General features: G+C 60.3%; 19 protein-coding genes, 1 tRNA gene and 1 other RNA gene. 18 read left to right on the forward strand and 3 right to left on the reverse strand.

Going from position 1 to position 26,019, the window contains the following annotated elements; translation table 11 throughout:
• Positions 1-136: 136 nt before the first annotated feature.
• The 3 genes from OR601_RS01365 to OR601_RS01375 all read left to right on the forward strand — a co-directional run bounded on the left by OR601_RS01365 (position 137) and on the right by OR601_RS01375 (position 3,170).
• Positions 137-1,174, forward strand: coding sequence for an ABC transporter substrate-binding protein (locus OR601_RS01365; protein ID WP_265591943.1), 1,038 nt, complete (start codon positions 137-139; stop codon positions 1,172-1,174).
• Positions 1,175-1,287: 113 nt separating this feature from the next.
• Positions 1,288-2,295 (forward strand): ABC transporter permease, encoded by a 1,008-nt coding sequence (locus OR601_RS01370; protein ID WP_265591944.1) that lies wholly within the window; start codon positions 1,288-1,290, stop codon positions 2,293-2,295.
• A 2-nt stretch (positions 2,296-2,297) separates the two neighbouring features.
• Entirely contained in the window at positions 2,298-3,170 is an 873-nt protein-coding gene (locus tag OR601_RS01375; protein WP_265591945.1) for an ABC transporter ATP-binding protein, read from the forward strand.
• Positions 3,171-3,346: 176 nt separating this feature from the next.
• Here OR601_RS01375 and ade read toward each other — a convergent pair whose 3' ends face one another.
• The gene (gene ade, locus OR601_RS01380) at positions 3,347-5,164 is read right to left on the reverse strand and encodes an adenine deaminase (RefSeq protein WP_265591947.1); all 1,818 of its coding nucleotides are present in this window, start codon (positions 5,162-5,164) and stop codon (positions 3,347-3,349) included.
• Positions 5,165-5,332: 168 nt separating this feature from the next.
• Here ade and ffs point away from each other — a divergent pair.
• The 5 genes from ffs to recR all read left to right on the forward strand — a co-directional run bounded on the left by ffs (position 5,333) and on the right by recR (position 10,249).
• Positions 5,333-5,424: signal recognition particle sRNA small type (gene ffs, locus OR601_RS01385), an RNA gene on the forward strand.
• Positions 5,425-5,635: 211 nt separating this feature from the next.
• The gene (locus tag OR601_RS01390; RefSeq protein ID WP_136012222.1) at positions 5,636-6,325 is read left to right on the forward strand and encodes a DedA family protein; all 690 of its coding nucleotides are present in this window, start codon (positions 5,636-5,638) and stop codon (positions 6,323-6,325) included.
• Positions 6,326-6,724: 399 nt separating this feature from the next.
• Entirely contained in the window at positions 6,725-9,082 is a 2,358-nt protein-coding gene (dnaX, locus tag OR601_RS01395; RefSeq protein ID WP_265591948.1) for a DNA polymerase III subunit gamma/tau, read from the forward strand.
• Between the two features lie 141 nt (positions 9,083-9,223).
• Positions 9,224-9,547, forward strand: a complete 324-nt coding sequence (locus OR601_RS01400; RefSeq protein WP_265592354.1) for a YbaB/EbfC family nucleoid-associated protein — start codon at positions 9,224-9,226, stop codon at positions 9,545-9,547.
• A gap of 96 nt (positions 9,548-9,643) precedes the next feature.
• A complete protein-coding gene (gene recR, locus OR601_RS01405) occupies positions 9,644-10,249 on the forward strand; it encodes a recombination mediator RecR (RefSeq protein WP_265592355.1) in 606 nt (201 codons plus the stop codon).
• Positions 10,250-10,779: 530 nt separating this feature from the next.
• On the opposite strand, the gene OR601_RS01410 is transcribed toward recR, so the two are convergent.
• Positions 10,780-11,442 (reverse strand): GNAT family N-acetyltransferase, encoded by a 663-nt coding sequence (locus tag OR601_RS01410; protein WP_265591949.1) that lies wholly within the window; start codon positions 11,440-11,442, stop codon positions 10,780-10,782.
• Positions 11,443-11,679: 237 nt separating this feature from the next.
• Between OR601_RS01410 and OR601_RS01415 the strand changes: the two genes are divergently transcribed.
• The 5 genes from OR601_RS01415 to OR601_RS01435 all read left to right on the forward strand — a co-directional run bounded on the left by OR601_RS01415 (position 11,680) and on the right by OR601_RS01435 (position 16,325).
• Positions 11,680-11,829, forward strand: coding sequence for a hypothetical protein (locus tag OR601_RS01415; protein ID WP_167604283.1), 150 nt, complete (start codon positions 11,680-11,682; stop codon positions 11,827-11,829).
• Between the two features lie 139 nt (positions 11,830-11,968).
• A complete protein-coding gene (locus OR601_RS01420; RefSeq protein WP_265591950.1) occupies positions 11,969-12,733 on the forward strand; it encodes an ABC transporter ATP-binding protein in 765 nt (254 codons plus the stop codon).
• Positions 12,723-14,888 carry an ABC transporter permease gene (locus OR601_RS01425; protein ID WP_265591952.1) on the forward strand — a complete coding sequence of 722 codons (2,166 nt, stop codon included), beginning with the start codon at positions 12,723-12,725 and terminating at the stop codon, positions 14,886-14,888. Before OR601_RS01420 ends, OR601_RS01425 begins: the two co-directional genes overlap by 11 nt.
• 307 nt (positions 14,889-15,195) lie before the next feature.
• Positions 15,196-16,134, forward strand: coding sequence for a hypothetical protein (locus tag OR601_RS01430; protein WP_265591953.1), 939 nt, complete (start codon positions 15,196-15,198; stop codon positions 16,132-16,134).
• Positions 16,135-16,248: 114 nt separating this feature from the next.
• Positions 16,249-16,325, forward strand: a tRNA-Asp gene (locus OR601_RS01435).
• 331 nt (positions 16,326-16,656) lie between these two features.
• Here OR601_RS01435 and OR601_RS01440 read toward each other — a convergent pair.
• Positions 16,657-16,932, reverse strand: coding sequence for a cupin domain-containing protein (locus OR601_RS01440; protein WP_265591954.1), 276 nt, complete (start codon positions 16,930-16,932; stop codon positions 16,657-16,659).
• 396 nt (positions 16,933-17,328) lie between these two features.
• Here OR601_RS01440 and OR601_RS01445 point away from each other — a divergent pair, with 396 nt between their 5' ends.
• From OR601_RS01445 to OR601_RS01465, 5 genes are all read left to right on the forward strand, one after another.
• A complete protein-coding gene (locus tag OR601_RS01445; protein WP_265591955.1) occupies positions 17,329-18,045 on the forward strand; it encodes an HAD family hydrolase in 717 nt (238 codons plus the stop codon).
• 92 nt (positions 18,046-18,137) lie between these two features.
• The gene (locus OR601_RS01450) at positions 18,138-19,001 is read left to right on the forward strand and encodes an HhH-GPD family protein (protein WP_265592356.1); all 864 of its coding nucleotides are present in this window, start codon (positions 18,138-18,140) and stop codon (positions 18,999-19,001) included.
• Between the two features lie 78 nt (positions 19,002-19,079).
• Positions 19,080-19,628, forward strand: a complete 549-nt coding sequence (gene rbr / locus OR601_RS01455) for a rubrerythrin (protein WP_265591957.1) — start codon at positions 19,080-19,082, stop codon at positions 19,626-19,628.
• Between the two features lie 1,445 nt (positions 19,629-21,073).
• The gene (glgB, locus tag OR601_RS01460) at positions 21,074-23,449 is read left to right on the forward strand and encodes a 1,4-alpha-glucan branching protein GlgB (protein WP_265591959.1); all 2,376 of its coding nucleotides are present in this window, start codon (positions 21,074-21,076) and stop codon (positions 23,447-23,449) included.
• Positions 23,450-23,550: 101 nt separating this feature from the next.
• Positions 23,551-25,992 carry a glycogen/starch/alpha-glucan phosphorylase gene (locus tag OR601_RS01465; protein WP_265591961.1) on the forward strand — a complete coding sequence of 814 codons (2,442 nt, stop codon included), beginning with the start codon at positions 23,551-23,553 and terminating at the stop codon, positions 25,990-25,992.
• The last annotated feature ends 27 nt before the right edge of the window (positions 25,993-26,019 follow it).

The following is a 26,019-nucleotide window of genomic DNA, read 5'->3' on the forward strand; positions in this document are numbered from 1 at the left end:
CTGCCAATCAAGGTGGCACCGCAGGTGTTTCGAGATGAGACGCTTGTCCTTGAGTCCAAATAGACTGGGGGGCGAGCGCTTTTTGTGTCGCTCCCCAAAGCCTCAACGGCGCGAGGCTTCTCGAAAGGAGCGCAGGATGAACTTCACTTCTCAGGTACACAAGCACGTTTTGGGCAAGCTGGGCGCACTTATGGCGTGCCTTCTGGCGGTAGTGGTGCTGGTGGGCTGCTCGGGCGGCGGGGGCACAGATGCCTCCCAGGCTTCCGGCTCGCTGGACAAGAACACCGAAGTCAGGGTGTGCTTTGTGGAGGTAGTGGAAAACGACGCCTTCGTCACCATGATGAACGGCTTCAAAGACGAGATGGCAGACCAGGGCTTCACCAACGTGGTTTACGACGTGAAGAACGCCCAAGGCGACGTGGCCACCTTGAACTCCATCGCAGCGCAGCTCAAGAGCGCCGACTACGACGTCATCGTGCCCATTGCCACCCCGGCTGCCCAGGCCTGCGCCAATGCGGGCATCGACAAGCCCATGATCTTCATAAGCGTCACCGATCCTGTGGCTGCCGGCATCACCTCCTCGCTGGAGAAGCCTGACAAGGGCATCACCGGCACCTCCAACGTGTCCGACGTCAAGGCCATCTTCGAGTTCGCCGAGGAGCTGGACCCGGCGGCGCTCTCGGGCAAGGTGGGTATCCTTTACTGCTCCGGTGAGAAGAACGCCGAGGTCACCGCTAAGGCTGCCCAGGAGTACCTGGAGGGCCGCCAGATCGAGGTGGACGTGCGCACCGTCACCAACAGCTCCGAGGTGCAGCAGACCGCAGCTACTTTGGCCTCGGGCGTCTCTTGCATCTACGTGCCGGTAGACTCGGTGGTTCAGAGCGCCATGTCCCAGCTCACCCAGACCGCTACCAAGGCCAACATCCCTGTGCTTGGCACCGATCCCGTGATGGTGCAGGACGGAGCCCTGGAATCTGTCTCTTGCTCCAACACCACCCTGGGCGCCAAGTCCGCCGACATGGCCATCAAGGCCCTGGAGGGCACCAAGATCTCCGATCTGCCCGTGGAGGTGCTGGCTTCTGATGACTACGCCGTCAACGGCGCCACTGCCAAGGCGCTGGGCATCGACCTGGACAGCCTCTCCATCTCCCAGGACTACCGCGTGATCGATTAGTCTGCGAAGGGATCTTGGGCGAGGTGGCGGCATCTCTGCCGCCGGTTCCCTGGGAGCCTTTGGACTGGTCTTTATGTCGCATTGCCCCCCTGTGAACTTATAAGAAGGAATCCATGACGTTCTCCGTCTTTTACGACGCCTTGATGCTGGGCTTTGAGTACTCTCTTTTGGCCGTGGGCGTCTACATCACCTTTCGCATCCTCGACATGGCCGACCTTACCGTCGACGGTTCTTTTGGCTTTGGCATGGCCTGCTCGGCGGTGGCCGCGGTAGCCGGTCATCCCTACCTGGGCCTGGTGTTGGGTGCAGTGGCTGGCGCCGTTGCTGGCTGCGTGAGCGGCTTGCTCATCACCAAGGCTCGCATCAACCCGCTTTTGGCTGGCATCATCACCATGACAGGGCTCTACTCGGTGAATATCTATGTGTTGGGCGCTCCCAATGTGAGCTTGCTCAATGCCACCCGCGTCTTCGACCCCCTCTACACCGCCCTAGGCGGCGCCGACGGCCCCCTTACTCTGGATGGCGTCAAGATGGCCTTTGTGGTGGTGTTGGTGTGTGCGGTGGTGGCGCTTTTGTCGGCCTACTTCAAGACCGAAGCCGGGCTGGCTGTGCGCGCCGTAGGCGACAACGAGGCCATGAGCCGGGCCAGTTCCATCAACACCAACCTGGTGAAGGTGGGCGGCCTGGCTCTGGGCAACGCCCTGGTGGGCCTCACGGGCGCTCTGTTGGCTCAGTATCAGGGCTTTGCCGACCTCGCCAGCGGCACCGGCATGGTGATGGTGGGCCTGGCTTCCGTCATCATCGGCGAGGTCTTTGGCGGCCACCGCTCAGTGACCTGGGGCTTGTCCTGCGCGGTGGTGGGCTCGGTGGTCTACCGGCTCATCATCCAGCTGGCCCTGGCCGTGAACCTGCTGGACTCCAACGCTCTGAAGCTGGTCTCCGCCGTCATCGTGGCCGTGTTCATGGCCCTGCCCGCGGTGCGCTCTGCAATGGTCAACGGCGCCTCCAAGCGCACCGCCAAGTCGGCCATGGAGCGCCTGCTGGCCCAAGACGCCCGAGCGCTCACCGGAAACGCCGCGAGCCCCGCGCCGAGCAGCGCTGATTCCAGGAAGGGGGAGTAGCCATGGCAACCCAAACGCAAGAGCCCCAGGTGCAGGCGCCAACTCAAGGGGCGCGGGTTTCTCGGCAAGCCCCCATGCTTGAAGTGCGGGCTTTAGAGAAGACCTTCAACCCTGGAACGCCCACGGCTCACAAAGCGCTGGATGGGGTGGATTTGCAGTTGGCTCCCGGCGAGTTCGCCTGCATCGTGGGGTCTAACGGCGCGGGCAAGTCCACGCTGTTCAACGCCATTGCGGGCGCCATCTTCCCCGACGCGGGCCTCATCAAGCTGGGCGGCCGCAACGTGACCTTCGACCCCGACTACCAGCGCAGCCGCACCCTGTCCCGCGTCTTTCAGGACCCGCTCATGGGCACTGCACCTCACCTCACCGTGGCCGAGAACGTTTCCCTCGCTCTAGGCCGCTCCACGCGGGGAGCCAGCCTCAGGCGCGCCATGCGCAAGGAGAAGCGCGACCTCATCGCCAGCCGCCTGGAAACTCTGGGCTTTGGCCTGGAGGACCGCATGGACGTGCCGGTGGGCACCCTCTCTGGCGGGCAGCGTCAGGCGGTGACGCTGCTTATGGCTACCATCGGCAACCCGGAGCTGCTACTTCTGGACGAGCACACCGCTGCGCTGGACCCGGCCGCCACCGAGCGCATTCTCGAGCTCACGGACCGTATTGTTGCCGAGCAGAACGTGGCTACGTTGATGATCACCCATGATCTCAAGGACGCTCTGGCCCATGGTGACCGTACGCTCGTGATGCACGACGGCCGCATTGTGGCAGACGTCTTGGGTTCTGAGCGCGATGCCATGGATGTGGACGGGCTGCTGGAGCTCTTCCGCACCAGCGCCGGCTCCGAGCTGGCCGATGACAAGGTGCTCCTCAAGGCCTGAGGGCACACATGCGATGTAGTGCCTCGTCGCACTGGGGTTTTATAAAACCCCAGTGCGACGAGGCAGCGAAAACACAAATGCCGCCTCCTTAAACGCTGCTCCCTTAAAAGAGGGGGCTTGCTGCGAACATGTCTCGCAGCAAGCCCCCGCATTGGCGCAGTGTTTTCGCAGCGCCCTTACTCTTCCACTACCAGCGGCACCTGGCAGAAGCGCACGCAGTCCACGTAGCCGCGGTCGGTAAGGCGCAGCTCGGGGATGCAGGCCAGCGAAAGGCCCGAGAGCGTTATGAACGGCGAGGGCATGGTGCAGCCCATAGCCTTCCAGACTTCCTCCATATGGGCTACCTGGTTGGCCACCTTCTCCACGTGCTGGTCGCTCATGAGACCGCACACCGGCAGCTCCACCAGCCCAAGCACCTTACCATCTTGCACGGCTACCTCGCCGCCACCACAACGTACCAGCGTCTGGGCGGCCAAGGCCATATCCTCGTCGTTGTCGCCCAACACCAGCAGATTGTGGGCGTCGTGGGCCACCGTCTGGGCCAGGGCGCCGTGGATGCCAAAGCCCTTGGCAAAGCCCGCGGCGAAGGTGCCGGTGGCGTGATGGCGCTCGAACACAAAGACTTTAAGCAGGTCCTGGTCCGGTTGAGCTTCTAGCAAGCCTGCTGCCACGTGCATCTCTTCATGCACCTCGTGGGTGATGGTGTTGCCCGGCGTCACTTCCATGACGCGGACGAGGCACTTGTCGGCAGCAATGGGTTCCCCAGACTGGGTGACCGCCGGGATGCAGAAGGTCTCCGGCTCGATGTCGAAGCCCACGTTCATGGTGGAGGTCATCCAGTCGGGCCAAATGAACTCGTCCAGCTCGAAGGTGGGGACGCCGGCCTCGGCTGCCAGCTCGCCATCGATCCACACCTGCTGGGCGTTGAAGTCGCGCAGGTTGTCCCAAAGCACGATGTCGGCGCACTTGCCCGGCGCGATGGCGCCCAGGTCCTGCTGCTGGCCAAAGCAGGTGGCGGTGTTGATGGTGCACATCTGCACGGCCACCGCGGGCTCGATGCCCAGCTCGACGGCCTTGCGCAAGATGCGGTCCATGTGGCCCTCGCGGACCATGGTGGAGGGGTGGTTGTCGTCGCTCACCAAGCAGCAGAAGCGCGTGTCGATGTCCTTGTTAAGAATTGCCTCCACCAGATCTGGCAGGTTGTGCCATCCCGATCCATAACGCAGCTGGGCGTACATGCCGCAGCGGATCTTGGCCAGCGCGTCTTCGGGGCGCACCGACTCATGGCAGCAAGACACGCCGGAGGCGATATAGGCCTGAAGACCACGGTCGGTCTCGGGGGTGGAGTAGTGGCCGGTGACCGTCTTGCCGGCGCGCAGGGTGGCGTTGATCTCGTCCAAAGGCAGGTCGTCGTCCGCCAGCACGCCGGGGAAGTTCATCATCTCTCCCAAGCCCACGCAGCTGTCCCACTTCATGGTCTCCTCGACGTCGTCGGCGTCGATGGAGGCGCCGGTGTCCTCGAAGCCCGTGATGGCTGGCACGCAGGAGGGGGTGGTGAGCATGGCTTTAAGGGGCGTGCGAGCCGCATCCTCCATCATCACGGCCACGCCGCGCAGTCCGCGCACGTTGGCCACCTCGTGGGGGTCCATATAGATGCCGGTAGTTCCGTGGGGCACCGCCGCCCGAGCGTATTCCGCCACGCCCACCATGGAGCTCTCCACATGCATGTGGCCGTCCATGAGGCCGGGGGTGGCTACCAGACCGGTGCCGTCGATAACTTCGGTGAGCTCGCCTATGCAATGGCTGGCATCGCCCACATAAGCAATGCGCCCCGAAGCCAGCGCAATGTCTTGCCCATCCAGCACCTCGGCTGTGCAGGTATTCACCAGCTGCACGTTTTTGATCACTGTGTCCGCCGGCTCCAGACCCTGGGCCACGCGCACCAGCCTTCGATTGCACTCCCACAACGGCGTCTTGCAAAACTTATTTATCATTCTGCCTCCCGCGAGTTTTCCAGGCATCCAGGCGTTCATTTATGCTCTTGGCTCCTCAGTCTAAGCTATTAAAGGAACCCCTTTTGGCATGGTCTGGCGAAAATAGGAATCTAGCAGCGCAATGGTTGACTGGGCCCATAACCGCTATACTCATCTGCGAGCCTTTTCCACTGGGTCGGGTGACGTCACGTCCCGAACCTGGTCAGGACCGGGAGGTAGCAGCCATAAGGGGCCTCTGGCGGGCACCCGGCTCAGTGGAGAAGACTTGGGAGCCGCCCTCGTTGCCTCATTGCAGCGAGGGCCTCTTGCTATGGGGGCGCGTTTCTCGGCAGCTCTAGGCGGGGCAAAAGCCTGGGCCCGGTGTCTATGGGGCTTGCATCGCCCTCCTTGCCGAGAAACCCGTACCACCTCTCCCTGGGCTTTTACCGGCGGATGCACGGCCACAGATGCGCGGACTTCGAGGAGTCATCTATGGATTTCGTCTCACTTATCGTTGGCCTTCTTCAAGATCCTATGGGTGCGATTCAGGGCTGGATCGCGCAGGGTCCCTGGGTGGCGATGGGCCTCATCTTTTTGGTGATCTTCATCGAGACCGGTGTGGTGGTCATGCCGTTTTTGCCGGGCGATTCCCTGCTCTTTGCAGCGGGCATCCTGTGTCACGGGGCTGCTGGAGAGGCGCTGCCTTTGTGGGAGCTTTTGCTCTGCGTGTGGGCGGCCGCCATTCTGGGCGATCAGTGCAACTTCTTCATCGGTCACTTTTTGGGCACACGCATCATCAAATCCGGGCGCATCAAGGCGCTGACGCCTGAGCGTGTGGCCCAATCCGAGGCCTTCATGGCCAAATGGGGCGGCCTCTCCATCTTCTTGGGTCGCTTCTTTCCCTTCATCCGTACCTTCGTGCCGTTTTTGGCCGGCGTGGGCGGCATGAAGTGGCACCACTTCTTTGGCTTTAATATTTTGGGCGGCGTGGTGTGGTCGTCCCTCTTTACGCTGCTGGGCTACTTCTTTGGCACCATTCCTGCGGTCCAAGAGCACTTTGAGCTGGTAGTGGTAGGCATCATCGTCATCAGCCTCATTCCTGCGGTGGGCGGCGCCATCCGCGCCAAGATTAAGAGCCGCCGCGAAGAGGACGAGATCGAGCAGGACATGCAGCAGCAGTAGGGATCTGCGCGCGGCAGTTGTTTGAGCTACTAAGTTGTCTCAGTCGGCTCCTAGGTCGTCCCAACTCTTTCAGGAAGGCCGTAAGTATTCAGGTTGACTCCCAGGTCGTGGCTAAAAAGTGAAGAATCAACGGACTCCTTTATGAGAAGTTAGGGAGCCTTCAATGAGGGGACATTTCAATCAGCAGCGCGCGCCTGTTCCCTTCCTTCTCCTTGGCTCTCCCTAGAGGATCGCGGCGCACAGTCTCCTGTCCCATCCTCAAGCTCTTGCAGGCGCGCGCATAACCTCCTCATTGGGTTGCCGCGCTCCCCTCTCTCTCGCGACACCCAAAAGGCGCCCTCCGTAAGGGCGCCTTTTTTATTAGAATGAACCATCACCTAAGCTTTGGAAGGATGGTCCATGGAGTCGCTGTATAGAGCCTATCGCCCGCAAACATTTTCGCAGGTAGTTGGCCAAAAACCGGTGGTGGAGACCCTGGAGCGCGGTATTCAGGAGAACCGCCTGGGCCACGCCTACCTGTTCTGCGGCCCTCGCGGCACCGGCAAAACCACCATGGCGCGCATTCTCTCCAAAGCGCTGCTGTGCGAGCAGGGTGAAGGGCAGTTGCCTGATGGCACCTGCGAGACCTGCCAGGCCATTGCCGAGGGCAACCATCCCGACGTCCATGAGCTCGATGCTGCCAGCCGCACCGGCGTCGACGCGGTGCGCGACGAGATCATCAACCGCGTGGACTTCGCCCCCACCAAGGGCAAATACAAGGTCTATATCATCGACGAGGTCCACATGCTCACCAAGGCGGCTTTCAACGCGCTGCTCAAAACCTTGGAAGAGCCGCCGTCGCACGTGGTCTTCATCCTCTGTACCACCGATCCTCAGATGATTCCTGCAACCATCCTCTCCCGTGTGCAGCGCTTCGACTTCCACTCCATCACCAATGCAGAGATCCAAGATCACCTGGCCTTCGTCAGCGAGCAGGAGGGATTTACCGCAGAACCCGAGGCCCTCGCCATGATTGCCCGCCATGCTCGCGGAGGCATGCGCGATGCCCTCTCGAGCTTGGAGCAGCTCTCGGTCTTTGGCAACGGGTCGATCACCGTAGACGCCGCCCGCTCCCTCTTTGGCATGGCCGACGAATCCCGCCTCAACCTCGTGTGCGCCGCCTTACAATCCGGTGACGTGCCTGCGCTTTTCAAGCTCGTGGCTCAGGCCGCAGCCGACGGCGAGGAGATGCTTCAGTTCGCCTCCGGCCTCGAGTCCCACATGCGCGACCTCTACGTCACTGCCATTGCAGGCGACGTCCCTGAGCTGGTCTCCGCCACCGGCGACGAGTATTCCCAGCTGGCCTCCCAAGCGGCTGCCTTTGGCTCGCCCCAGCGCATCTTAAATCTGCTTATGGCCCTAGGCGACCTGGTGCTTGACCTGCGCCGAGCCCCCGACCCCCGGCTCACCTGCGAAGTGGCCCTCATCCGCATGGCGCGCCCCCAGGACGACGCCACGCTTTCTGCCTTGGCCGCCCGCGTCGAGGCCCTCGAGCAGGCTCTCGCTTCCGGCGTCCCTGCACCTGCCTCGTCCACCTCTTCTGCGGCGCCGGTCTCGCCCGCGATGCCCCAGACTTTGCCTGCTTCTGGCGCCCCCCGTGCCGAGAAGCTCACGCCCTCCCTACACGCATCCCCTACGGCGCCTGCACCGCAGCCCCAGCCCGCACCGCAACCTGCAATCCAGCCGAGGTCCGCTGTCCAGCCGAAGCCCGCTGCCCAGCCGCAGGCCACGGCACCTAGCCAGCCTGTGCAGCCTGCGTCCGGGCCGCAGCCTGCGCCGTCCCCGCAGTCAGCGCCCACAGCAGAGCCCCAGCCTGCATCCGCAGCGCAAACGGCGCCACAGCCTACGGCTGCCACACAGTCCGCCGCCGCACCGACCCCCGCGTCTGCCGCCAATGCCGACCTTGAGGCCGCCTGGCAAAAGGTGCTGATAGAGCTCAAAAAGGCCATCCCCGCAGCCCATGCGCTTATCGCAGCGTCGCATCCTTTGAGCGACGACGGCCAGACGCTTGAGATTCTGCTGCCTGCAACCTCGGGGTTTGCGCTGGGCATTCTCTCTCGTGCCGATATCAAGCCCACCATCGACGCCCAGGTCCAGTCGGTCCTCGGACGCCGCAGCGTGCGCTTTGGCACCGAGGGCCAAGCCGCATCGGTACCCGCCGCAAAACCCGCACCGGCCGCTGCGAAGCCCGCGCCAGCTTCCGCGCCCCCGACAGCTCCCTCGCTGACCCCGGCTCCCAGCGGTTCGCCTGCGGCTTCAGCAGCGTCTATGACCCCGCCTTGGGAGGAGGCTCCTTCTCGGCAGCCGGAACCCGCTCCTGCTCCTGAGTCCTATCCCGACGACATGCCGCCCTACGACGATTGCGTCCCGGCAGAAAGCTACGAGGACTTTGGCTCTTTTGAGCCGACCCAGGAGCCTCAGGCGCCTTCGACGCCTGCGCCCGGCCCTGTGTCCGCACCCGCTGCTCCGGTGGCCCAACCCGCTATGACGCCTCCCGCACCTGCAGAAATCGCGCCTATAGAGGCTGTCCAGGGAGCTTCTGTGGCCCCAGAGCCTTCAGCGGCGTCGGCTTCGCCAATAGAGCCTGATGCCCCGGCCGCGGTGATGCCGGAGGGCTTGTCTGCCGAGGAGCAACGAGTCTTCCAGGTTGTGGAGGCAGCCTTTGGCTCTGAGGTACGGGTGCTTCCGGCAGATCCCACAAATCCCCTATCTCAGTAGGGTAGAGTGGCTAGGTTGGTGTGCGGGCGGATGCTGGCTGCATCGACGGCTAAGAATGCAACTGCGCGTCTTTGAACGCTTACAGAAAGGTGAGTTATGGCTAAGAATCGTATGCCTCGTGGCGGTATGCCCCGTGGTGGTATGGGCGGCATGAACATGAACCAGATCATGCAGCAGGCTAAAAAGATGCAGGAGAGCCTGGCTGAGGCGCAGGACAAGGCCAAGGATCTGGAGGTCTCGGCCAGCGCGGGCGGCGGCATGGTGAAGGTCACCGCTTCGGGCGACATGCAGCTCAAGGCCATCGAGATCGATCCTGAGGCCCTGGATCCCGAGGACGTCGAGCTTTTGCAGGACATGATCCTGGCGGCGGTCAATGACGCACTGACCTCGGCTTCTGAAGCTGCTAACAACGAGGTGGCCGCAGCCACCGGCCTTGGCGGCATGAATATCCCGGGCCTGTTCTAAATCGTGGCTAGTTACTTTAATGATTTCCAAACAACTGCGGATACCGGTGCTTCTTGGGATGGCACGTCCTTCTCGGCAGCTACGGGCGAGGGGGATGTGGATGGTCGCAACGATCGCCACGCCTTGCAGAGGTTGTTAGACGAATTGTCGCGGCTTCCAGGTATTGGGCCAAAATCGGCGCAGCGTATTGCCTACCATCTGCTCTCTGCAGACGCGGAGGAAGCGCGCAGGTTGGCGCAGGCTATTTTGGACGTCAAGTGCAGCGTGCATTTTTGCCCGGTGTGCTTTTCCTACGCTACCGGCGATCTGTGCGAGGTGTGCGCGGATCCTCGTCGCGACCGCACGTCTATCTGCGTGGTCTCTGAGCCGCGCGATGTTTCGGCAATCGAACGTACCGGAGCCTATCACGGCCTTTACCACGTGTTGGGCGGCGTCATCTCTCCTATGGACAAGATTGGTCCCGAGCAGCTGCACGTGCGCGAGCTTTTGAGCCGTCTGGCATCTGGCGAGGTCTCCGAGGTCATCCTTGCTACCAACCCCGATGTGGAAGGGGAGACTACGGCCACCTATCTGGCGCGCACTCTGCGCCCGTTGGAGGTCAAAGTCACTCGGCTTGCCCTGGGGCTTCCTGTGGGCGGCGAGCTGGAATATGCTGACGAGGTCACTCTTGCACGCGCCATCGAGGCCCGTCGGGACGCCTAGCTGAGGTGTTCTAGAGGCGTTGGACCATTTGAATCCTGTAGTCGTGTCAGGTTGGAGGGGCTGTCTTAGGATGACATGCCTTCTGTACCTGGCACGACTTGCTATTTGCCCCTGAGCCCTTCGTCTCTGAGGCAGTTTTTTGGATTGGGGCAGTTCTCATATCGAGGCATGTCTCATTTTGAAAGTACTTTTTGGGCCAAATAGCGGCCATCTTGAAAGTGGATCTACCGCCAAGAGGGAAAACCCAGGTTGATGGCGGAAGGTTGGATAAGCTTATTACTAATAAAATAAGCAAGAATATACTGTACGGTCTAACTCTTCTGGGGTAGAGGTTCAAGAAAGCAGTGACGGATCCTTGGACATTAGCTACGTGAATTTTGAAGCCAAAATGACCTCATTCACTCCGTGGATTCACGGAGTGAATGAGGAAACTCCAGGTCACAAAAAATATTAGCTACGTGAATTCACGTAGCTAATGCTGATTGCTGTCCCTAGCACCCAAAATATCTTGGAATCTAAAATGTGCCGCATTATTCCCGCTGCGGATACCACGCTACCGGGGGTTGCACTTCTAGATGGGGGCCAATGGTTTTTCCCATCCAGATCATGTCGTACCAGCGGCCAAACTTGTAGCCGCACTTATCAAAATGCCCCACCTCGCGAAATCCCAGGTGCTCATGGAAGCGGGGGCTGTCCCAGGACAGATGGGGGTCGTCTAAGGCGTGTGAGCCGGTGGGGTTTAGCTTGATGCGCCCCTCCACGTGGGGCACTCCAATGCAGGCATAAAGGTCCAAGATTCCCATGGCGCGCAAGCGCTGCTCAAGTGCTTCGTAGAGCAGGCGCCCCAGACCGCGGCGGCGCACCTGAGGATCCAGGTAAATGGTGAGCTCACAGGTCCAGTCGTAGGCCGTGCGTTCCACAAAGGGCTGGGCATAGGCATAGCCTGCAACAGCGCCTCGATCAACCGCCACCAGGTAGGGGTAGCGCTCCCTGATGTGCTTCATGCGGCCAACGAACTCCTCCAGCGAGGGTGTCTCCCATTCAAAAGAGACTGCCGTCTCGCGCACATAGTAATCATAAATATTGAGAAGATGAACTGCATCCTCCAGACGCACATCCCGCACGTAAGCTGCATCCTCCAGACGCACATCCCGCACGTAAGCGCCGGCACCTTCTTTCCGCATATCTCGCATGTCAGCCTTCTCCTCACGCGCATCCGGCATAAACCGTCTTCCATGACGGAATAGCAGGGTTTCTCGGCAGCCTGATCTTTGGTAGCTGGAGCTAAGGATACGCCCGCAATCTTACAGAGCTGTCACGACACTGTAAGCGGGATCGATGGCAGGAGGACGGCCGGCCGGCGAAGATAAAGTCACACGGTAGCCAAGCGACGGGTGCCCCGCATCCGGGGTAGTGCAAAGGAGGACGTTATGTTTCGTCATGCAGTATCCACGTATTTTGACCGCAACCAGGCAGTGCTCGACGGCACTATGTCTACTTTGCAGCTGGCCCTCTGGACGCTGGGCATGAACATTCTGGGCTATGCCATGATGGCAGCGCTCTGGATCTTCTCGCGCTAAGGCCCCTCCGGGAGCCTCGTCGGGTTTGGCAGCCTGACGTTCCGTGACATGTGGGCGGCAGGCACACCCTCGTAACCCGCCGTGCATCCGCGCCTGCCGCCCGCGCCTTGAAGCTTTGCATCCTCAAGAAAGGATTGTTATGCCAAACGTGCTCGAAGTGCGCGACCTCACCAAGGTCTACGGAGGTGGTCTGGCCGCCACTACCACCGCGCTGGATAAGGTGTCCTTCTCGGTGGCCAAGGGCGAGCTGGTGGCCATCATGGGCCCTTCGGGATCCGGCAAGTCCACGCTGCTCAACTGCGTCGCCACCATCGACAGGCCCACCTCCGGCGAGGTGGAGGTCGACGGCCATTCCATCTCCACCATGCGCCAGCGCGCCCTGGCCGACTTCCGACGTACCCAGTTAGGATTCATCTTCCAGGACTCCAACCTGCTGGACACCCTCACTTGTCGAGAGAACATCGAGCTTCCCCTCACCATCGACCATGTGAAGCCCGCGCAGGTGATAGAACGTGCCGAGAAGGTCGCGCGCTCCCTGGGCGTGGCCGATGTGTTGGACAAATACCCTTATCAGGTGTCGGGAGGTCAGGCCCAGCGAATCGCTGCCTGTCGCGCCATTGTCACCGACCCGGCGCTGGTGCTAGCCGACGAGCCAACCGGCGCGTTGGACTCAAAAGCGGCCCGCGTGCTGCTGGAGGCCTTCCAGGGGCTCAACAGCGCCTATGACACCACCCTGCTCATGGTGACTCACGACGCCTATGCCGCCAGCTTCTGCCAGCGGGTACTTTTCATTCGCGACGGGCGCCTGTTCACCGAGGTGCGCCGCGGCGCTCGCTCCCGCAAGGAATTCTTTGATGAGATTGGCCGCGTAGTCTCGGTGATCGGAGGGGCCGATGCTGACTAAGATCGCCCTAGGCAACATGAAGCGGTCCTATCGCGACTATGCCATTTATTTTCTTACCATTGCGCTGGGTGTGGCGGTGTTCTATGCCTTCAACACCATTCGGTGCCAGGCAGACTTCCTCTCGGCCAGCATCTCCAGCGTCATCCTCATGGTGGCAGACCTGCTCACTGGCGTCACCGTGGTGCTGGCCTTCTTTTTGGCTTTCTTGATGGTCTACGCCAACAATTTCATTGTGCGTCGCCGCAAGAAGGAGTTTGGCCTCTATCGCGTCTTGGGCATGCGCACCGGCCAAGTGGTCACCATCATGGCCATTGAAACCCTGCTTACCTCGCTGGTGGCCTTTGTGGCTGGCATCGTGCTGGGTGTGGGCATCTCTCAGCTGCTGGTCTTTGTGACCGCAGCGCTCTTCCATGACACGGTAAAGAACTTCACCTTCATCTTCTCTCCCGAGGCGCTTCTGGCTGTGGCGGTGTGCTTTGCTGTCACCTTCTGCGTCATGCTCCTGCTCAACCTGCGCTCCATCTCCAAGGTGCGTCTGGTAGACCTTATGAGCTCTGGCCGCAAGAACGAGAGCGTGCGTCTGCGCAACCTGCCTTTGTGCTCGGTGATGCTGGTGGCCTCTGTGGCCCTTATCGTCTGGGCCTACTATCGCTTGCTCATCCTGGGCTATCCCGTAGAAGTCTTTGGTGGCTCGTTGGACGGCGGCAAGTCCAACCTCGACTTCCTCATCACCACCTGCATGATGCTGGTGGGCACCTTCGCCTTCTTCTGGTCGCTGCCCACGGTGCTTGCCACCCTTTGCCAAAAGACCCGCGCCCTCTACCTGCGCGGCCTCAACATGTTCACCATCCGCCAGCTGGTAAGCCGCATCAACTCCAGCTCCTTTGCCATGGCAGTCACTGCAGTAGTGCTCTTCCTGGCGCTCACCTCGGTGTCTACGGGCATGGCCTTGGCTGGCGGCCTCACTACGTACTGGGGCACATCGGCTCCCTATACGGCAGCTCTGAGCGCCACCTACCTGCGCGATCTCTACGATGAGGGCTCCGAGCGCCAGGTAGACAAATCCACGCCTATCCAACCCGTCGACCTTGCCCAGGTATGGGAGTCCAACAACCCGGATGTTGCCAGCCACTCCCGCTACACCCAGATAAACACCTATGTGGTGCCCAAGGGCGAGATCGAGGGCGACCGCTATACCGTGGGCGACCTCTTTGATGACTCCCCAGACACCCATGCTCGCGAGGCTTATGCAGAGTTCAGCACCTACAGCAAAGACCTGGAAGAGTCTTTGCGAAGCGTGCCCATCTTTGCAATCCCGGTCTCTCAGTACAACAAGCTACTGGCCTTGCAGGGCGAGCCCCCGGTAGAGGTGCCCGAAGGCGGCTATCTCATGTATACCTGCGGAAGCCTGGACCGCCTCAAAGCCGGCATCGACCGCGTGCTTGTGGCTGACACCCCCATCACCCTTAACGGCCATACACTCAGGCCGGCCAACGATCAGATGCAACAGGGCCTCATGCTTTCCAACGGCGAAGGCGCAGACCCCTACCTGGTGGTGCCCGACGTAGTGGTGGCCAACATGAGTCCTTCGATGAGCTATCTGGAGATCCAGGCCAACGAGGGTTACGAGAGCCAGGTGGAGGAAGCCACCGACAACCTGGACTTTCAAGCCGCAGTCTCTCAAAGCGAGGATGTGCTGTTCCGCGACAACACCCGCACAGAGATTGTGGAGTCCATGAACCAGATGACCGCCATCATTGGCTATATGGCTGTCTATATTGGCTTTGTGCTGGTCATGAGCGTGGCTGCGGTGCTGGCGATCCAGCTTCTCTCCGGCGTAGCCGATTCCACCTCCCGCTATCGCCTCCTCTATGACCTGGGCTGCCCCCAGCGCCTGCTCTCAGGCTCGCTGCTCTCCCAGACGCTCTTCTTCTTCCTGTTGCCGCTGCTTATGGGCATCGCCCACTCGCTGGTGGCCCTGTTCTCCCTCATGGACCTCTTTGCGCTTGTGTTGCCCTTCGACATGGTCTCCGGCCTGCTCTTTGCTGGCGTCGTCTTCCTAGTGGTCTATGGAGGCTACTTCGCCGTGAGCTATGGGGCCGCTCGAGGCGCTGTCTCCCATGCGCTCCTAGGAGCCCGCCGTTCTCAGGGCTGATGCTCAGGGTTGTCGTGAGGTAGGGCCTTGGCCTGCCTGCTTCTCCTCCTGGTCTTGTTCCCTTCCAATTCCGCTGCCGAGAAGCCCTCGCCCCCGCAACCTGCCTGCTGCCCGCCGTTGGCCTTTTTCAAGGCCAACGGCGGGCGTTTTTGTGTACGGGTGATGTGCGAAGGCTGCATCAGGGCCGTTTGGAGGTGGCAGTCTTTTGTCGGTGGCCGTTGCCCTTAGAGAATGGGAGCCAAAGGGGCTAAGATGGCCAGGTAGGCTATTCCGGTGCCCTTCAGGCACTCAATCATTTGAGGAGATCATGGTTCCCACTCCCAACGGCTCGGATTACGCGCCCAAGCATGGGCGTCATGCGGCGCATCCCGGACAAGCGCCCAGCTACAGCGCGCGTCGAGGTGCTTCTCACGGAATCTCGCAGGATGTCGCTCCAGCGCAGGGCGCCACGCGCCTGTCGCAGGGTGCCGCACGTCCGCCAGCTTCGCTGGGGGCGCAGGATGCGCTGGAGGCGATCTCGGGAGATGCCCCGCGTCCCATCGGGGTGGATCCGTCGCGCACGGGAAGCTTCTCCACCTTGGCGTCTGGCCAGGGGGCGGTGTTACATGATCGCGACTCGGCGTCTGAGGCGGCCTCGGCGGCGCGCCATAATTTTCGCAAGGGTGGTCCGGTGCGCATGAATTCCAAGGCGCGCCCCCAGGTAAGCCAGCGCCCGCGCTCCAGCGGCTCGTTGAGCCGCCCAGCGGTCATCGGCATCGTGGTGGTGGCCGCTGCAGTCATCGTTGGCCTGGTGCTCTTTGTACTCAACGCGCTCAATACCGTGCCTACCTCGCTGGACACCAGCTCGGTGCCCCTGGCAGACCAGCGGGTGGAGCAAACCCAAGACGACGAGAACCAAGGCATCTCCTATGGCGGCTACACCTATTCTGTGCAGCCCAAAGCTGACGGCGTAGGTTACGCCTTCGTGCGCCAGCAGGGATCCGAGGAGCCCACCGTCCTCTTTGACCTCACTGGCACGCCGGTCACGGTGGTGCTCTATAACGGCGCCTTCCTCATCCCCGAGAACCTGGGCTCCAGCTGGGACGTGGTCTCCTGGGTCATGGGCGACGGCTCGGTGCCCCAACAGCTCACCGCCAACGGCAATCCTGTGATGGGGGACGGCACCATTTCCTCGGCCAAGCTCGAGGGCTCCACGCTCACGCTCTCCTTCGACAACGACACCACCAACGCCGTCAACCTGGAGTAGCTGCGGCCTCATGCAGTGATATGCAGAGCCTATGAAACGAGGGGCCATATTGGGAAATTGCCCCTTGCACCGGCGGCGCGGCCATGCAATACTATCCCTCGCGTTGAAACGCACGGGGTGTTAGCTCAGCTGGTTAGAGCGCTGGCCTGTCAAGCCAGAGGTCGTGGGTTCAAGTCCCATACATCCCGCCATTGAATTTTATGAGGCTAACCACAAAGAGTGGTTGGCCTTTTTTCATGCGGCAATAGGCAGAATGGTGTCTGGTCGGCAAATGAGCTGCAGCTTGAGATTTTGGCTGCCATACGGGCGCACCATTCGCAATTCGAGCCTTCCTGGCACGGATTCGAGCGCCTCAGGCATAGATTTGGCGCTTGGCGCGTTATGAGGGCAATGTGGGCACTGGGGTTTTATAAAACCCCAGTGCAGTTACCCCCACTAATAACGAGAATCGGGCTCAAAAGGCTCTCCAAGCCGCAAAATCCATGCAGTGAAGGCTCTCATAACGAGAATGGTTACGACCGGCTATAAGGCTACGAAGCGTTTTTCAACAACCTCGTGAACTACCGTCCAAAGCATCAGATCCTCCTGGCCGTCGTTAAAGATGGAATGACTCGAACCTTGTGGACACACGTGGCATATACCAGGGGTGGGTTCTTCTCGGCTGCCGTCGCAGATTGCATGACCATGGCCCGAGACTACAAAGTTAATATCAGCTCCGGTGAGCTGCTCATGTTCGCCAATGGAGGATCCCGGCGTCAGACGGCTTTCGATGAAACGTCCCACTTTGTTTATTTCCATGCGGGCGATCACTGAGCCGCCACCCTATTCATGGCGCGAACGGTCAGCTCATCGAGTTGAGAGAAGTCTTATGCGCATGTTGGATGTTCCTTAGCAGGTTTCCTGGCGATCACTGCCAGGCATAGGTCTTCTTCCGCCCTGCAACGTAAAAAGTAGTATTCCCTGCCGAGAAAAACTTCCGTGGCAGGATGGGAGGGTTGCTCGGCAAGGAATAGGCAAGGCTTCTAGTTCCCACCGCTAGGGGCCAAAGGTACCTCTTTCGGGGTGATCTGCCTGTGTGCGGATCACCCCGTTTTCGTGCGGGTGTGTAGCAGTCGTGGGTAGGGGGTAGGGGAGCAGCTAGAGCACCTATAATGGGTGAACTTACTGGCGGTTAGAAGATAGAAAGGTTGGCAGATGGCACAAGAGGCCATAGCGGCCCAAGAGGGGCGATCGGGCGAGACGCCCTCCGTCCCCATCGCCGTCTTTGATTTTGATGGCACGGTGATCAATGCTCAAAGCGGTACGCAATTTACTAAGTATCTGCTGCTCAAGCACTATATTGGACCCATTATCGCCTTCAAGGTGATCTGGTGGGGCTTGAGGTACACGCTGCATCTGCCTATCGATCAAGACCGTGTGCGCTTCTACCTTACAGACAATCTGCGCGCCTACAGCAAAGCCCAGGTCTACGCCATCATGAAGGACTTCCATGACACTGTCCTCGTGCGCTACTACCGCCAAGACGCGTTCAAGCAGCTTAAGGACTGCCGAGAGGACGGGTGCGTGTGCGTGCTGGTCTCGGCGACGTTTCAGGGCGTGGCCGACGCCGCCAAGGACTACGCCGGCTTCGATGCCGCACTGGCCACTCGGATGGAGTGGGACGCCCAGGGATATTTGACTGGCAACGTGTCTGGCTCGGTGGTGGAGGGCGCGGGCAAAGTGACGGCTCTCGAGGATTGGGCCAACGAGCAGTTTGGCCAAGGGGGCTGGCATGTGGAGTATGCCTTTGGCGACCACTATACCGATAAGCCCATGCTCTCCTTAGCCGAGCGCCCCTTTGCGGTAGATCCTGGTAAAACGCTCAAGCGCGCTGCTGAGGCGCTCGGTTGGCCGGTGCTTCTGTGGCGCTAGAGAAGCACGGCGCAGCTGCTGCGGGTATTGGGGCTAAGGACGTGGCAAAGGCTGTGGCAGCCGGCAGGCAAGAGGCTGGGGCATCTGCGGCTATGGATGAGTCTTGGGGCGGCTTTCGCGCCCGCATGCTGGAGCAGGGCCGTCTCCATTGGCGCGACCTGCCCTGGCGCCACACCCAAGACCCCTATGCCATCTGGATCAGCGAGGTCATGCTCCAGCAAACCCAGGTAAGCCGCGTCGACGGCCGCTGGCAGCGCTGGCTCGCAGCATTTCCCACCATCGAAGCGTTGGCTGTCGCGCAGCCTGCGGATGTGCTTCAAGAGTGGCAGGGCTTAGGCTACAACCGCCGCGCGCTTTCACTGCACAAAGCCGCCCAGCAACTGGTGGAAGAGTCTCTCAGCACGATGCCCTGCGACTATCAGGCGCTGGTGTCGCTTCCTGGCGTTGGCCCGGCTACGGCAGCAGGCATTCGCGCCTTTGCCTTCGACCTGCCCGGTGTGTACCTGGAAACCAATGTGCGAACCGTCTTTCTGCACGAGCTCTTTCCGGATGCCCAGAAAGTTCCTGATTCTGTGCTGGCGCCTCTGGTGGAAGCCGCTTGTCCGCCGGATAATGCGCGGCAGTGGTATTACGCGCTGCTGGACTACGGCGCCTATCTCAAGCGCACGCTGCCTAATCCTTCTAGGAGGTCTGCGGGACACAGGAAGCAGTCGGCTTTTGAGGGCTCACGCCGACAAAAGCGCGCCATCCTGGTAAGACTGCTTTTGGAAGCCCGCGACTTGGCGGCTTCGGGGGGCGCAGGTGGCTTGACGCTGGAAGAATCTGCAGCTCAGCTGGGGCAAAAAGAGCTGGAAGCCGGTAGGCCGGAACCTCGTGTAGGATTGGTGGCCGAGCTTTTGGAAGAGTTGGAACGTGAGGGCTTTTGCCATTCCTGTGGCGGACGCTGGAATGCCTGAAGCCAAGAAAAAGTTAGACTGTAAACTATGCTCTAGACATCCGTCGTTCGCGCCCAGCGGCGCAAGGAAGGAAGTACTATGCCCAACGTAGATTTCAACGAGTCCAAGACTAAGAAGAACCTTGAGACCGCCTTTGCCGGCGAGTCCCAGGCTTCTATCAAGTACGGCTATTACGCCAAGCAGGCCAAGAAGGACGGCTACGTCCAGATCGGCGACATCTTCACTGAGACCTCCGGCAACGAGGCCGCTCACGCCAAGATCTGGTTCAAGTATCTCCATGGCGGCACCATCCCTGACACCCTCACCAACCTCAAGGACGCCGCCTTTGGCGAGAACTACGAGTGGACTCAGATGTACGCCGAGTTCGCCGAGCAGGCCAAGGAGGAGGGCTTCGACGAGATCGCCGCTAAGTTCCAGCTGGTAGGCGCCATCGAGAAGACCCACGAGGCCCGTTACAACAAGCTCGTGGACCGCATCGACTCCGGTGAGGTCTTCAAGCGCGGCGACGCCACCGTGTGGCAGTGCACCGTCTGCGGCCACCTGCATGTGGGCCCCGAGGCCCCCAAGGTGTGCCCCGTCTGCGGCCATCCCCAGGCTTACTTCGAGCAGCAGGCCGTCAACTACTAATAAGCAGTGATTTTGCAGCCTAGGCGATCTGGCTGCATAGGCTTGATTGTCTCACAGGCCCTCCATGTCGCAGGACATGGAGGGCCTTTTGCGGAGAGCCGCAGGTCCATGGTGTGTCTGTTCTAGGCTTACAGGACAAAAAGCATGCTGTGAATTGGGACGTTGGCGCAGGTCAACGTCCCTTTTTTGGTGTTTAAATCTGGAAGGCTCATTCAAACACAGGGGCCCGAACAGAGGTTGCGCTGTCAAATGCAGTGTTGCCCCAGCTAAAGACAGCAAAAACCGAGTCGTTACATCCAGGATTTGCAGCACTCGATGAAAAAGGCGATCTGCAGAGCCTGCGGGGCCAAGATGTAGGAGGGCGACAGCGCATGCACCTACTAAGTACATTTCCTCCGTACATCTCCTCCGGCACGCGCCTACTAAGTACAATTGAATATGAAACCAACTCTGTGAGCTTGGGTGATGTGATGCTTAAATAAAAAGTGGCGCTGATTTTGAGCGAAATCGGTCTACTAAGTACTTAGTAGGCGTGAGGTGGTGCCCAGCCCAAGCCTCATCTGTCCTGCGCCCTCATCTCGCAGGCAGGCCTGCTTTTTGCCTTCCATCATTTACCCGGGAGTTTGCAGTTTAAAAGCAGTCCTGCTTTTAAACTGCCCACCTTCTAGCCGCAAAGAGTGCCTGCAAAAAGAGTACTTATAAATAATGAATGTATATTTGGTCAACAGATTATGGCCTCCATATTAAGGGGTGTTAGCGCAGGTCTGACGCAGGTCAACACCCCTTATCGCAGCACGCTATCTGTCCTATAAGCCCTGTTCTATGAGTTGTGAGCACCTATTTGAAGAGCTGTGGGCGCGTGAGCATTTGAACGCCGGGGCACAATGAGCCTGTTCTGCCCCGAACACGGCCTAGAGCCCAGCGTGAAACCCCTTTGATGTCAATGAAAATCTCATATAAACGCTGCAGGCATCTTATATCGAAAGTCAGTAATACATCACTGCCCTTGTGACTGTAGGATTTTTGCGTGCACGCCCATGAATTATCTCCCAGTGGCTGTTCCTGCGCACCCAATGGAAATTCTTTACAACCGGTAGGAAAAACGTCCAAATATTATGGTGGGAGCAGCGGATTTGCCGTTGGCAGGATTGATAAATCATAATGGACTAAACCTGCGATAACGTGGGTTTAGGGATAGGGCAAGAAGAAAAAATGCATTGGGCGAACAAGTTTTGTGTTGCGCAGAGACCCTGTGGTGGGTATTGTGAGTTCGTTCAAAAGCACAAAACACTCTGAAGGTCCATCCGCAACGTCACTTGCGCGAGCGTCAAGGTTTCTGCCATGGCGGGCTGGCGTACGAGACGAAGGCTCTTATCGGCAAGGGTAATCAGCGACGGTATCGCTGCATGGCGATGCCCCTGGTGCCCGGCAAGGAGGAAAGCGCCATGAGCGTGAGCCAGAATTCCATTACCAACGACGACCTGTATCTGTTGGCCAAGGGCGACTGGAACCGTAGCTGGGAGAAGATGGGTGCTCATAAAGAGACCCGTGACGGCCAGGAAGGCTACGCCTTTGCGGTGTGGGCGCCTGAGGTGAAGTCTGTTTCTGTCATTGGCGAGTTCAATGAGTGGAACATCTCGGCCAACCCGCTGGAGGAGACCGCTACCGGCGGCGTGTGGTGCGGCTTTGTGCCGGGCGCCCAGGAAGGTCAGCTTTACAAGTACTACGTGCTCTGCCAGGACGGCACCGAGCTCTACAAGGCAGACCCCTACGCCTTCTGGAGCGAGTACCCTCCGGGAACCGCTTCCCGTCTGGCAGACCTCTCTCGCCACGTGTGGAAGGACGGCCTGTGGATGGGCCGTCGCGCCCGCACCGACCACTTCAAGCGCCCCCTTAACATCTATGAGGTGCATCTGGGCTCTTGGAAGCGCCACGACGACGGCCTGGACGGCCTGGGCATGGGCGAGGGCGGCGGCTCCTACCTCACCTATGACGAGCTCTCCGAGCAGCTAGTGGACTATGTGCGCGACATGGGTTACACCCACATCGAGCTCATGCCCGTCATGGAGCACCCCTTCGACGGCTCCTGGGGCTATCAGACCACCGGTTACTATGCGCCTACCTCGCGCTATGGCGACCCTTCGGCCTTCATGAACTTCGTGGACAAGTGCCACCAGGCAAACATCGGCGTCATCCTGGACTGGGTGCCCGGCGGCTTCTGCCGCGACATCCAAGGCCTGGTGCACTTCAACGGCCACAACCTCTATGAGAAGGAAGAGCACCCCAACTGGGGCACCTACAAGTTCGATTACTCTCGCGGCGAGGTGCGCACCTTCCTCACCTCCAACGCCCTCTTCTGGCTCGAGGCCTACCACGCAGACGGCATCCGCGTCGACGGCGTGACCTCCATGCTCTACCTGAACTTTGGCGTGGACGACCCCAGCCAAAAGAAGTTCAACGACAAGGGCACCGAGGAAGACTTCGAGGCCATCGACTTCATCCGCCACATCAACGAGACTGTGGGCAAATACCACCCCGACGCCATGATGATGGCCGAGGAGTCCACCGCCTGGCCCCTGGTAACCCGTCCCGCCGAGGTAGGCGGCCTGGGCTTCCACTACAAGTGGGATATGGGCTGGATGAACGACACCCTCAATTACTGCAAGACCGACTTCCCCTGGCGTCCGGGCAACCACAAGCTGCTCACCTTCTCCATGATGTACGCCTTCTCGGAGAACTACGTCATGCCTCTGTCCCATGACGAGGTGGTGCACGGCAAGGCCTCCCTCATCGTGCGCCAGCCGGGCGACCAGTGGCGCCAGTTCGCCGGCCTTCGCACCCTGGCCCTCTACCAGATGACCCATCCCGGCGCCAAGCTCAACTTTATGGGCAACGAGATCGGCCAGTACATCGAGTGGCGCTACTACGAGGGCATCCAGTGGTTCCTGGCAGACGAGTATGAGCCCCACCGCAAGCACCAGCACTACATTGCCGAGCTCAACCATATGTTCCGCGACAACAAGGGCCTCTGGCAGCACAACTACGACGAGAGCGGCTTCGAGTGGGTCGACGCCGACAACGCCGAGCAGTCCATCATCGTCTACACCCGCAAGGGCGACCGCCCGGTGGATGACCGCGTGGTAGTGCTCAACTGGGATCCCGCTGCCTATGAGGAGTTCCGCATCGGCGTGCCTCGCGAGGGCAACTACGAGGAGGTCTTCAACTCCGACGCCGTCGAGTTTGGCGGTTCCGGCGTGATCAACGAGGGCAAGCTGGTCTCCACTCCCGAGCCCTACGATCGCTGCGAGAACTCCATCGTCCTGCGCGTTCCTCCTCTGGGCGGCGTGGTGCTCCGTCGCACCGGCAAGTCCAGCTATGTGGCCCCCAAGCCCGCCAAGAAGGCTGCCGAGAAGCCCGCGGCTTCCAAGCCGGCAGCTGCTTCCAAGGCAGCCAAGGCTCCCAAGACTGCCGAGAAGCCCGCGCCTAAGAAGGCCGAGGCTCCCAAGGCTGCCGCTAAGGCCGTAGAGGCTCCCGCAGCCAAGGCTCCCAAGGCTGCCGAGAAGCCCGCGCCTTCCAAGCCGGCAGCCAAGAAGGCTCCTGCCGCGAAGAAGGCCACTGCGGCAAAGACTGCCCCTACCAAGACGCCCAAGGCTGCGCCCTCTTCCAAGAAGGCCGAGGCTCCCAAGGCTGCCGCTAAGGCCGTAGAGGCTCCCGCAGCCGAGGCTCCCAAGAAGCCCGCGGCTTCCAGGCCGGCAGCCAAGAAGGCGCCGGCTGCGAAGAAAGCGCCGGCAGCCAAGAAGGCTCCTCGCAAGCGCAGCTAAGCGAGGCAGATGCTTAATCGCACTCAGATGCGCCCGGGTCCCACGTCACCCGGGCGCATCCCTTACACGACGCCCTAATCCCTGTAAATAAGGAGTATCGAGTGAAAAACGACATCTTCGAGAGCACAGGACAATTCAAGAAGGAATACCGCCGCATGGTGGAGTCCGAGGTGGGCAAAGACTTCGAGGACGCCGACGATTACGAGCGCTTTGCAGCCCTTTGCAACCTGGTAGCCTATCGTGCCCGCGCCATTCACGTGAAAAACGACAACGCCATCGTGGCTCAGCGCAAGAAGCGCGTCTTCTACTTCTCGTTGGAGTTTCTTATCGGCCCGCTCCTGGAGAACTACCTGCTCAATCTGGGCGCGCTAGAGACCGTGCAGGAGGCTTTGGAGGAGATGGGCACTTCGCTGGAGCGCCTCTCTGCCTGTGAGGTCGACCCCGGCTTGGGCAACGGCGGCCTGGGGCGCCTGGCTGCCTGTTTCCTGGATTCCATGGCTCATGAGGGCATTGCCGGCTACGGCAACGGCATGCGCTATCGCTATGGGCTGTTCCGCCAGGTGATCAAGGATGGCCGCCAAGTGGAGGAGACCGACAACTGGCTGGCCAAGGGCTATCCCTGGGAGGTCCGTCGCCCCGAGTCTGCTGTGGAGGTCACCTTTGGCGGCGAGGTGGTGCGCCACGAGGAGGACGGCAAGTACTGGTTCACCTTGGAGGGCGGCGAGACCGTCAAGGCAGTGCCCTACGACATCCCTGTGGTGGGCTATGGCGGGCAAACCGTCAACAAGCTGCGCATTTGGTCTGCCGAGCCCGCTCAGGAGAATTTCGACCTGGATGCCTTCAACGACGGTCAATATGCGAACGCCTCCAAATTCCGCACCGACGTCGAGGCTATCTCTACCATCCTGTATCCCAACGATGCTGGCGAGCACGGCCGCATCCTGCGCTTGAAGCAGGAGTATTTGTTTGTGGCTGCAGGCATCGGCTCCATCATGCGCACCTTCAAGCGCGAGAACACCCGCGCCGACGGCACGGTGGATTGGGATATGTTCCCCGAGCTTATCGCCATCCACACCAACGACACTCACCCCGCCATGTGCGGCGCCGAGCTGCTGCGCGTCCTTATCGACGAGGAGGGCCTGGACTACGACCGCGCCTGGGACATCGTCACCCGCACCATCAGCTACACCAACCATACGGTGTTGCCTGAGGCTCTGGAGAAGTGGCCCATCGACGTCTTCCATCGCCTGTTGCCTCGCATCTACATGTACATCGAGGAGATCGACCGCCGTTATCGTGAGGACTTCATCGCCAAGCACGGCGACCGCATGGATCTTCTGTGCGAGACCGCCATCCTCTGGGACGGCCAGGTGCGCATGGCCAACCTTTCCATCATCTGCTCACACTCGGTGAACGGCGTGGCCAAGATCCACACCGACATCTTGGAGCGCGAGGTCCTCAACGGCTTCTATCAGCTGGATCCCGAGAAGTTCAACAACAAGACCAACGGCATTTCCTTCCGTCGGTTCCTTGGCAATGCCAATCCTAGCTATTCCCGTCTCATCACCAGTGCCATCGGCGACGGCTGGCTGGATGACGCCAGCGAGCTCCACAAGCTCTCGGCCTTCTACAAGGACAGCGTCTTCTTGGACGCCATGACCGACTCCAAGCGTCTCAACAAGGAGCGCCTGGCTGCTTACATCAAGAAGACCACCGGCGTAGAGCTGGATTGCGACTCGGTCTTCGACGTCCAGGTGAAGCGCTTCCACGCCTACAAGCGCCAGCTGCTCAACATCTTCAAGGTGATGGACGTTTACAACCGCATCGTCAACTGGGGCTACACTCCTCGTCCCACCTCGTTCATCTTCGCCGGCAAGGCCGCCCAGAGCTACACCTACGCCAAAGAGGTCATCCGCCTCATCAACTCGGTGGCTCACGTGGTCAACAACGATCCTCGCGCCAACCAGATCATCAAGGTGGCCTTCGTGCCCAACTTCTCGGTAAGCAACGCCGAGCTTATCTATCCTGCTGCCGAGATCTCCGAGCAGATCTCCACTGCCGGCATGGAGGCGTCGGGCACGTCCAACATGAAGCTCATGGCCAACGCTGCCATTACCCTGGGCACTTTGGACGGCGCCAACGTTGAGATCGCCCAGCTGGCCGGCCGCGACAACATCGAGATCTTTGGCCTCACCGTCGATGAGGTGGAAGCCCTTAAGTCCTCCAATAGCTACTTCGCCTGGGATGAGTACAACCGCGACCGCGACCGCCTGGGACGTGTTGTTGATGAACTTATCGATGGGACGTTCGCAGGGCTGTCCGGAAACTTTAATCTTATTTACGACGGCCTCATGCATAAGAATGATGCTGACTTTGTTCTGAAAGACTTCCACTCCTATGTGGACGCCTGGGAGCATTTAGGATCGATCTATGGCGACCGGCGCCGCTGGAACGCCATGGCGCTCGCGAATACCGCAAATTCCGGATTTTTCTCGTCGGACCGCACCATTCGTGAGTACGCTGAAGACATCTGGCACGTGTAGCCCCTTACCCAGAGAGAGGGTCGGGGC

Source organism: Leptogranulimonas caecicola, from assembly GCF_023168405.1.
GTDB classification, from domain to species: Bacteria; Actinomycetota; Coriobacteriia; order Coriobacteriales; family Atopobiaceae; genus Leptogranulimonas; species Leptogranulimonas caecicola.

What these genes read in the sequence shown, in the direction of transcription:
- OR601_RS01365 (WP_265591943.1), top strand. Translation starts at nt 137, where the DNA reads ATGAACTTCACTTCTCAGGTACACAAGCACGTTTTGGGCAAGCTGGGC.
- OR601_RS01370 (WP_265591944.1), top strand. Translation starts at nt 1,288, where the DNA reads ATGACGTTCTCCGTCTTTTACGACGCCTTGATGCTGGGCTTTGAGTAC.
- OR601_RS01375 (WP_265591945.1), top strand. Translation starts at nt 2,298, where the DNA reads ATGGCAACCCAAACGCAAGAGCCCCAGGTGCAGGCGCCAACTCAAGGG.
- ade (WP_265591947.1), bottom strand. Translation starts at nt 5,164, where the DNA reads ATGATAAATAAGTTTTGCAAGACGCCGTTGTGGGAGTGCAATCGAAGG.
- OR601_RS01390 (WP_136012222.1), top strand. Translation starts at nt 5,636, where the DNA reads ATGGATTTCGTCTCACTTATCGTTGGCCTTCTTCAAGATCCTATGGGT.
- dnaX (WP_265591948.1), top strand. Translation starts at nt 6,725, where the DNA reads ATGGAGTCGCTGTATAGAGCCTATCGCCCGCAAACATTTTCGCAGGTA.
- OR601_RS01400 (WP_265592354.1), top strand. Translation starts at nt 9,224, where the DNA reads ATGGGCGGCATGAACATGAACCAGATCATGCAGCAGGCTAAAAAGATG.
- OR601_RS01410 (WP_265591949.1), bottom strand. Translation starts at nt 11,442, where the DNA reads ATGCGAGATATGCGGAAAGAAGGTGCCGGCGCTTACGTGCGGGATGTG.
- OR601_RS01415 (WP_167604283.1), top strand. Translation starts at nt 11,680, where the DNA reads ATGTTTCGTCATGCAGTATCCACGTATTTTGACCGCAACCAGGCAGTG.
- OR601_RS01420 (WP_265591950.1), top strand. Translation starts at nt 11,969, where the DNA reads ATGCCAAACGTGCTCGAAGTGCGCGACCTCACCAAGGTCTACGGAGGT.
- OR601_RS01425 (WP_265591952.1), top strand. Translation starts at nt 12,723, where the DNA reads ATGCTGACTAAGATCGCCCTAGGCAACATGAAGCGGTCCTATCGCGAC.
- OR601_RS01430 (WP_265591953.1), top strand. Translation starts at nt 15,196, where the DNA reads ATGGTTCCCACTCCCAACGGCTCGGATTACGCGCCCAAGCATGGGCGT.
- OR601_RS01440 (WP_265591954.1), bottom strand. Translation starts at nt 16,932, where the DNA reads ATGGAAATAAACAAAGTGGGACGTTTCATCGAAAGCCGTCTGACGCCG.
- OR601_RS01445 (WP_265591955.1), top strand. Translation starts at nt 17,329, where the DNA reads ATGGCACAAGAGGCCATAGCGGCCCAAGAGGGGCGATCGGGCGAGACG.
- OR601_RS01450 (WP_265592356.1), top strand. Translation starts at nt 18,138, where the DNA reads ATGGATGAGTCTTGGGGCGGCTTTCGCGCCCGCATGCTGGAGCAGGGC.
- rbr (WP_265591957.1), top strand. Translation starts at nt 19,080, where the DNA reads ATGCCCAACGTAGATTTCAACGAGTCCAAGACTAAGAAGAACCTTGAG.
- glgB (WP_265591959.1), top strand. Translation starts at nt 21,074, where the DNA reads ATGAGCGTGAGCCAGAATTCCATTACCAACGACGACCTGTATCTGTTG.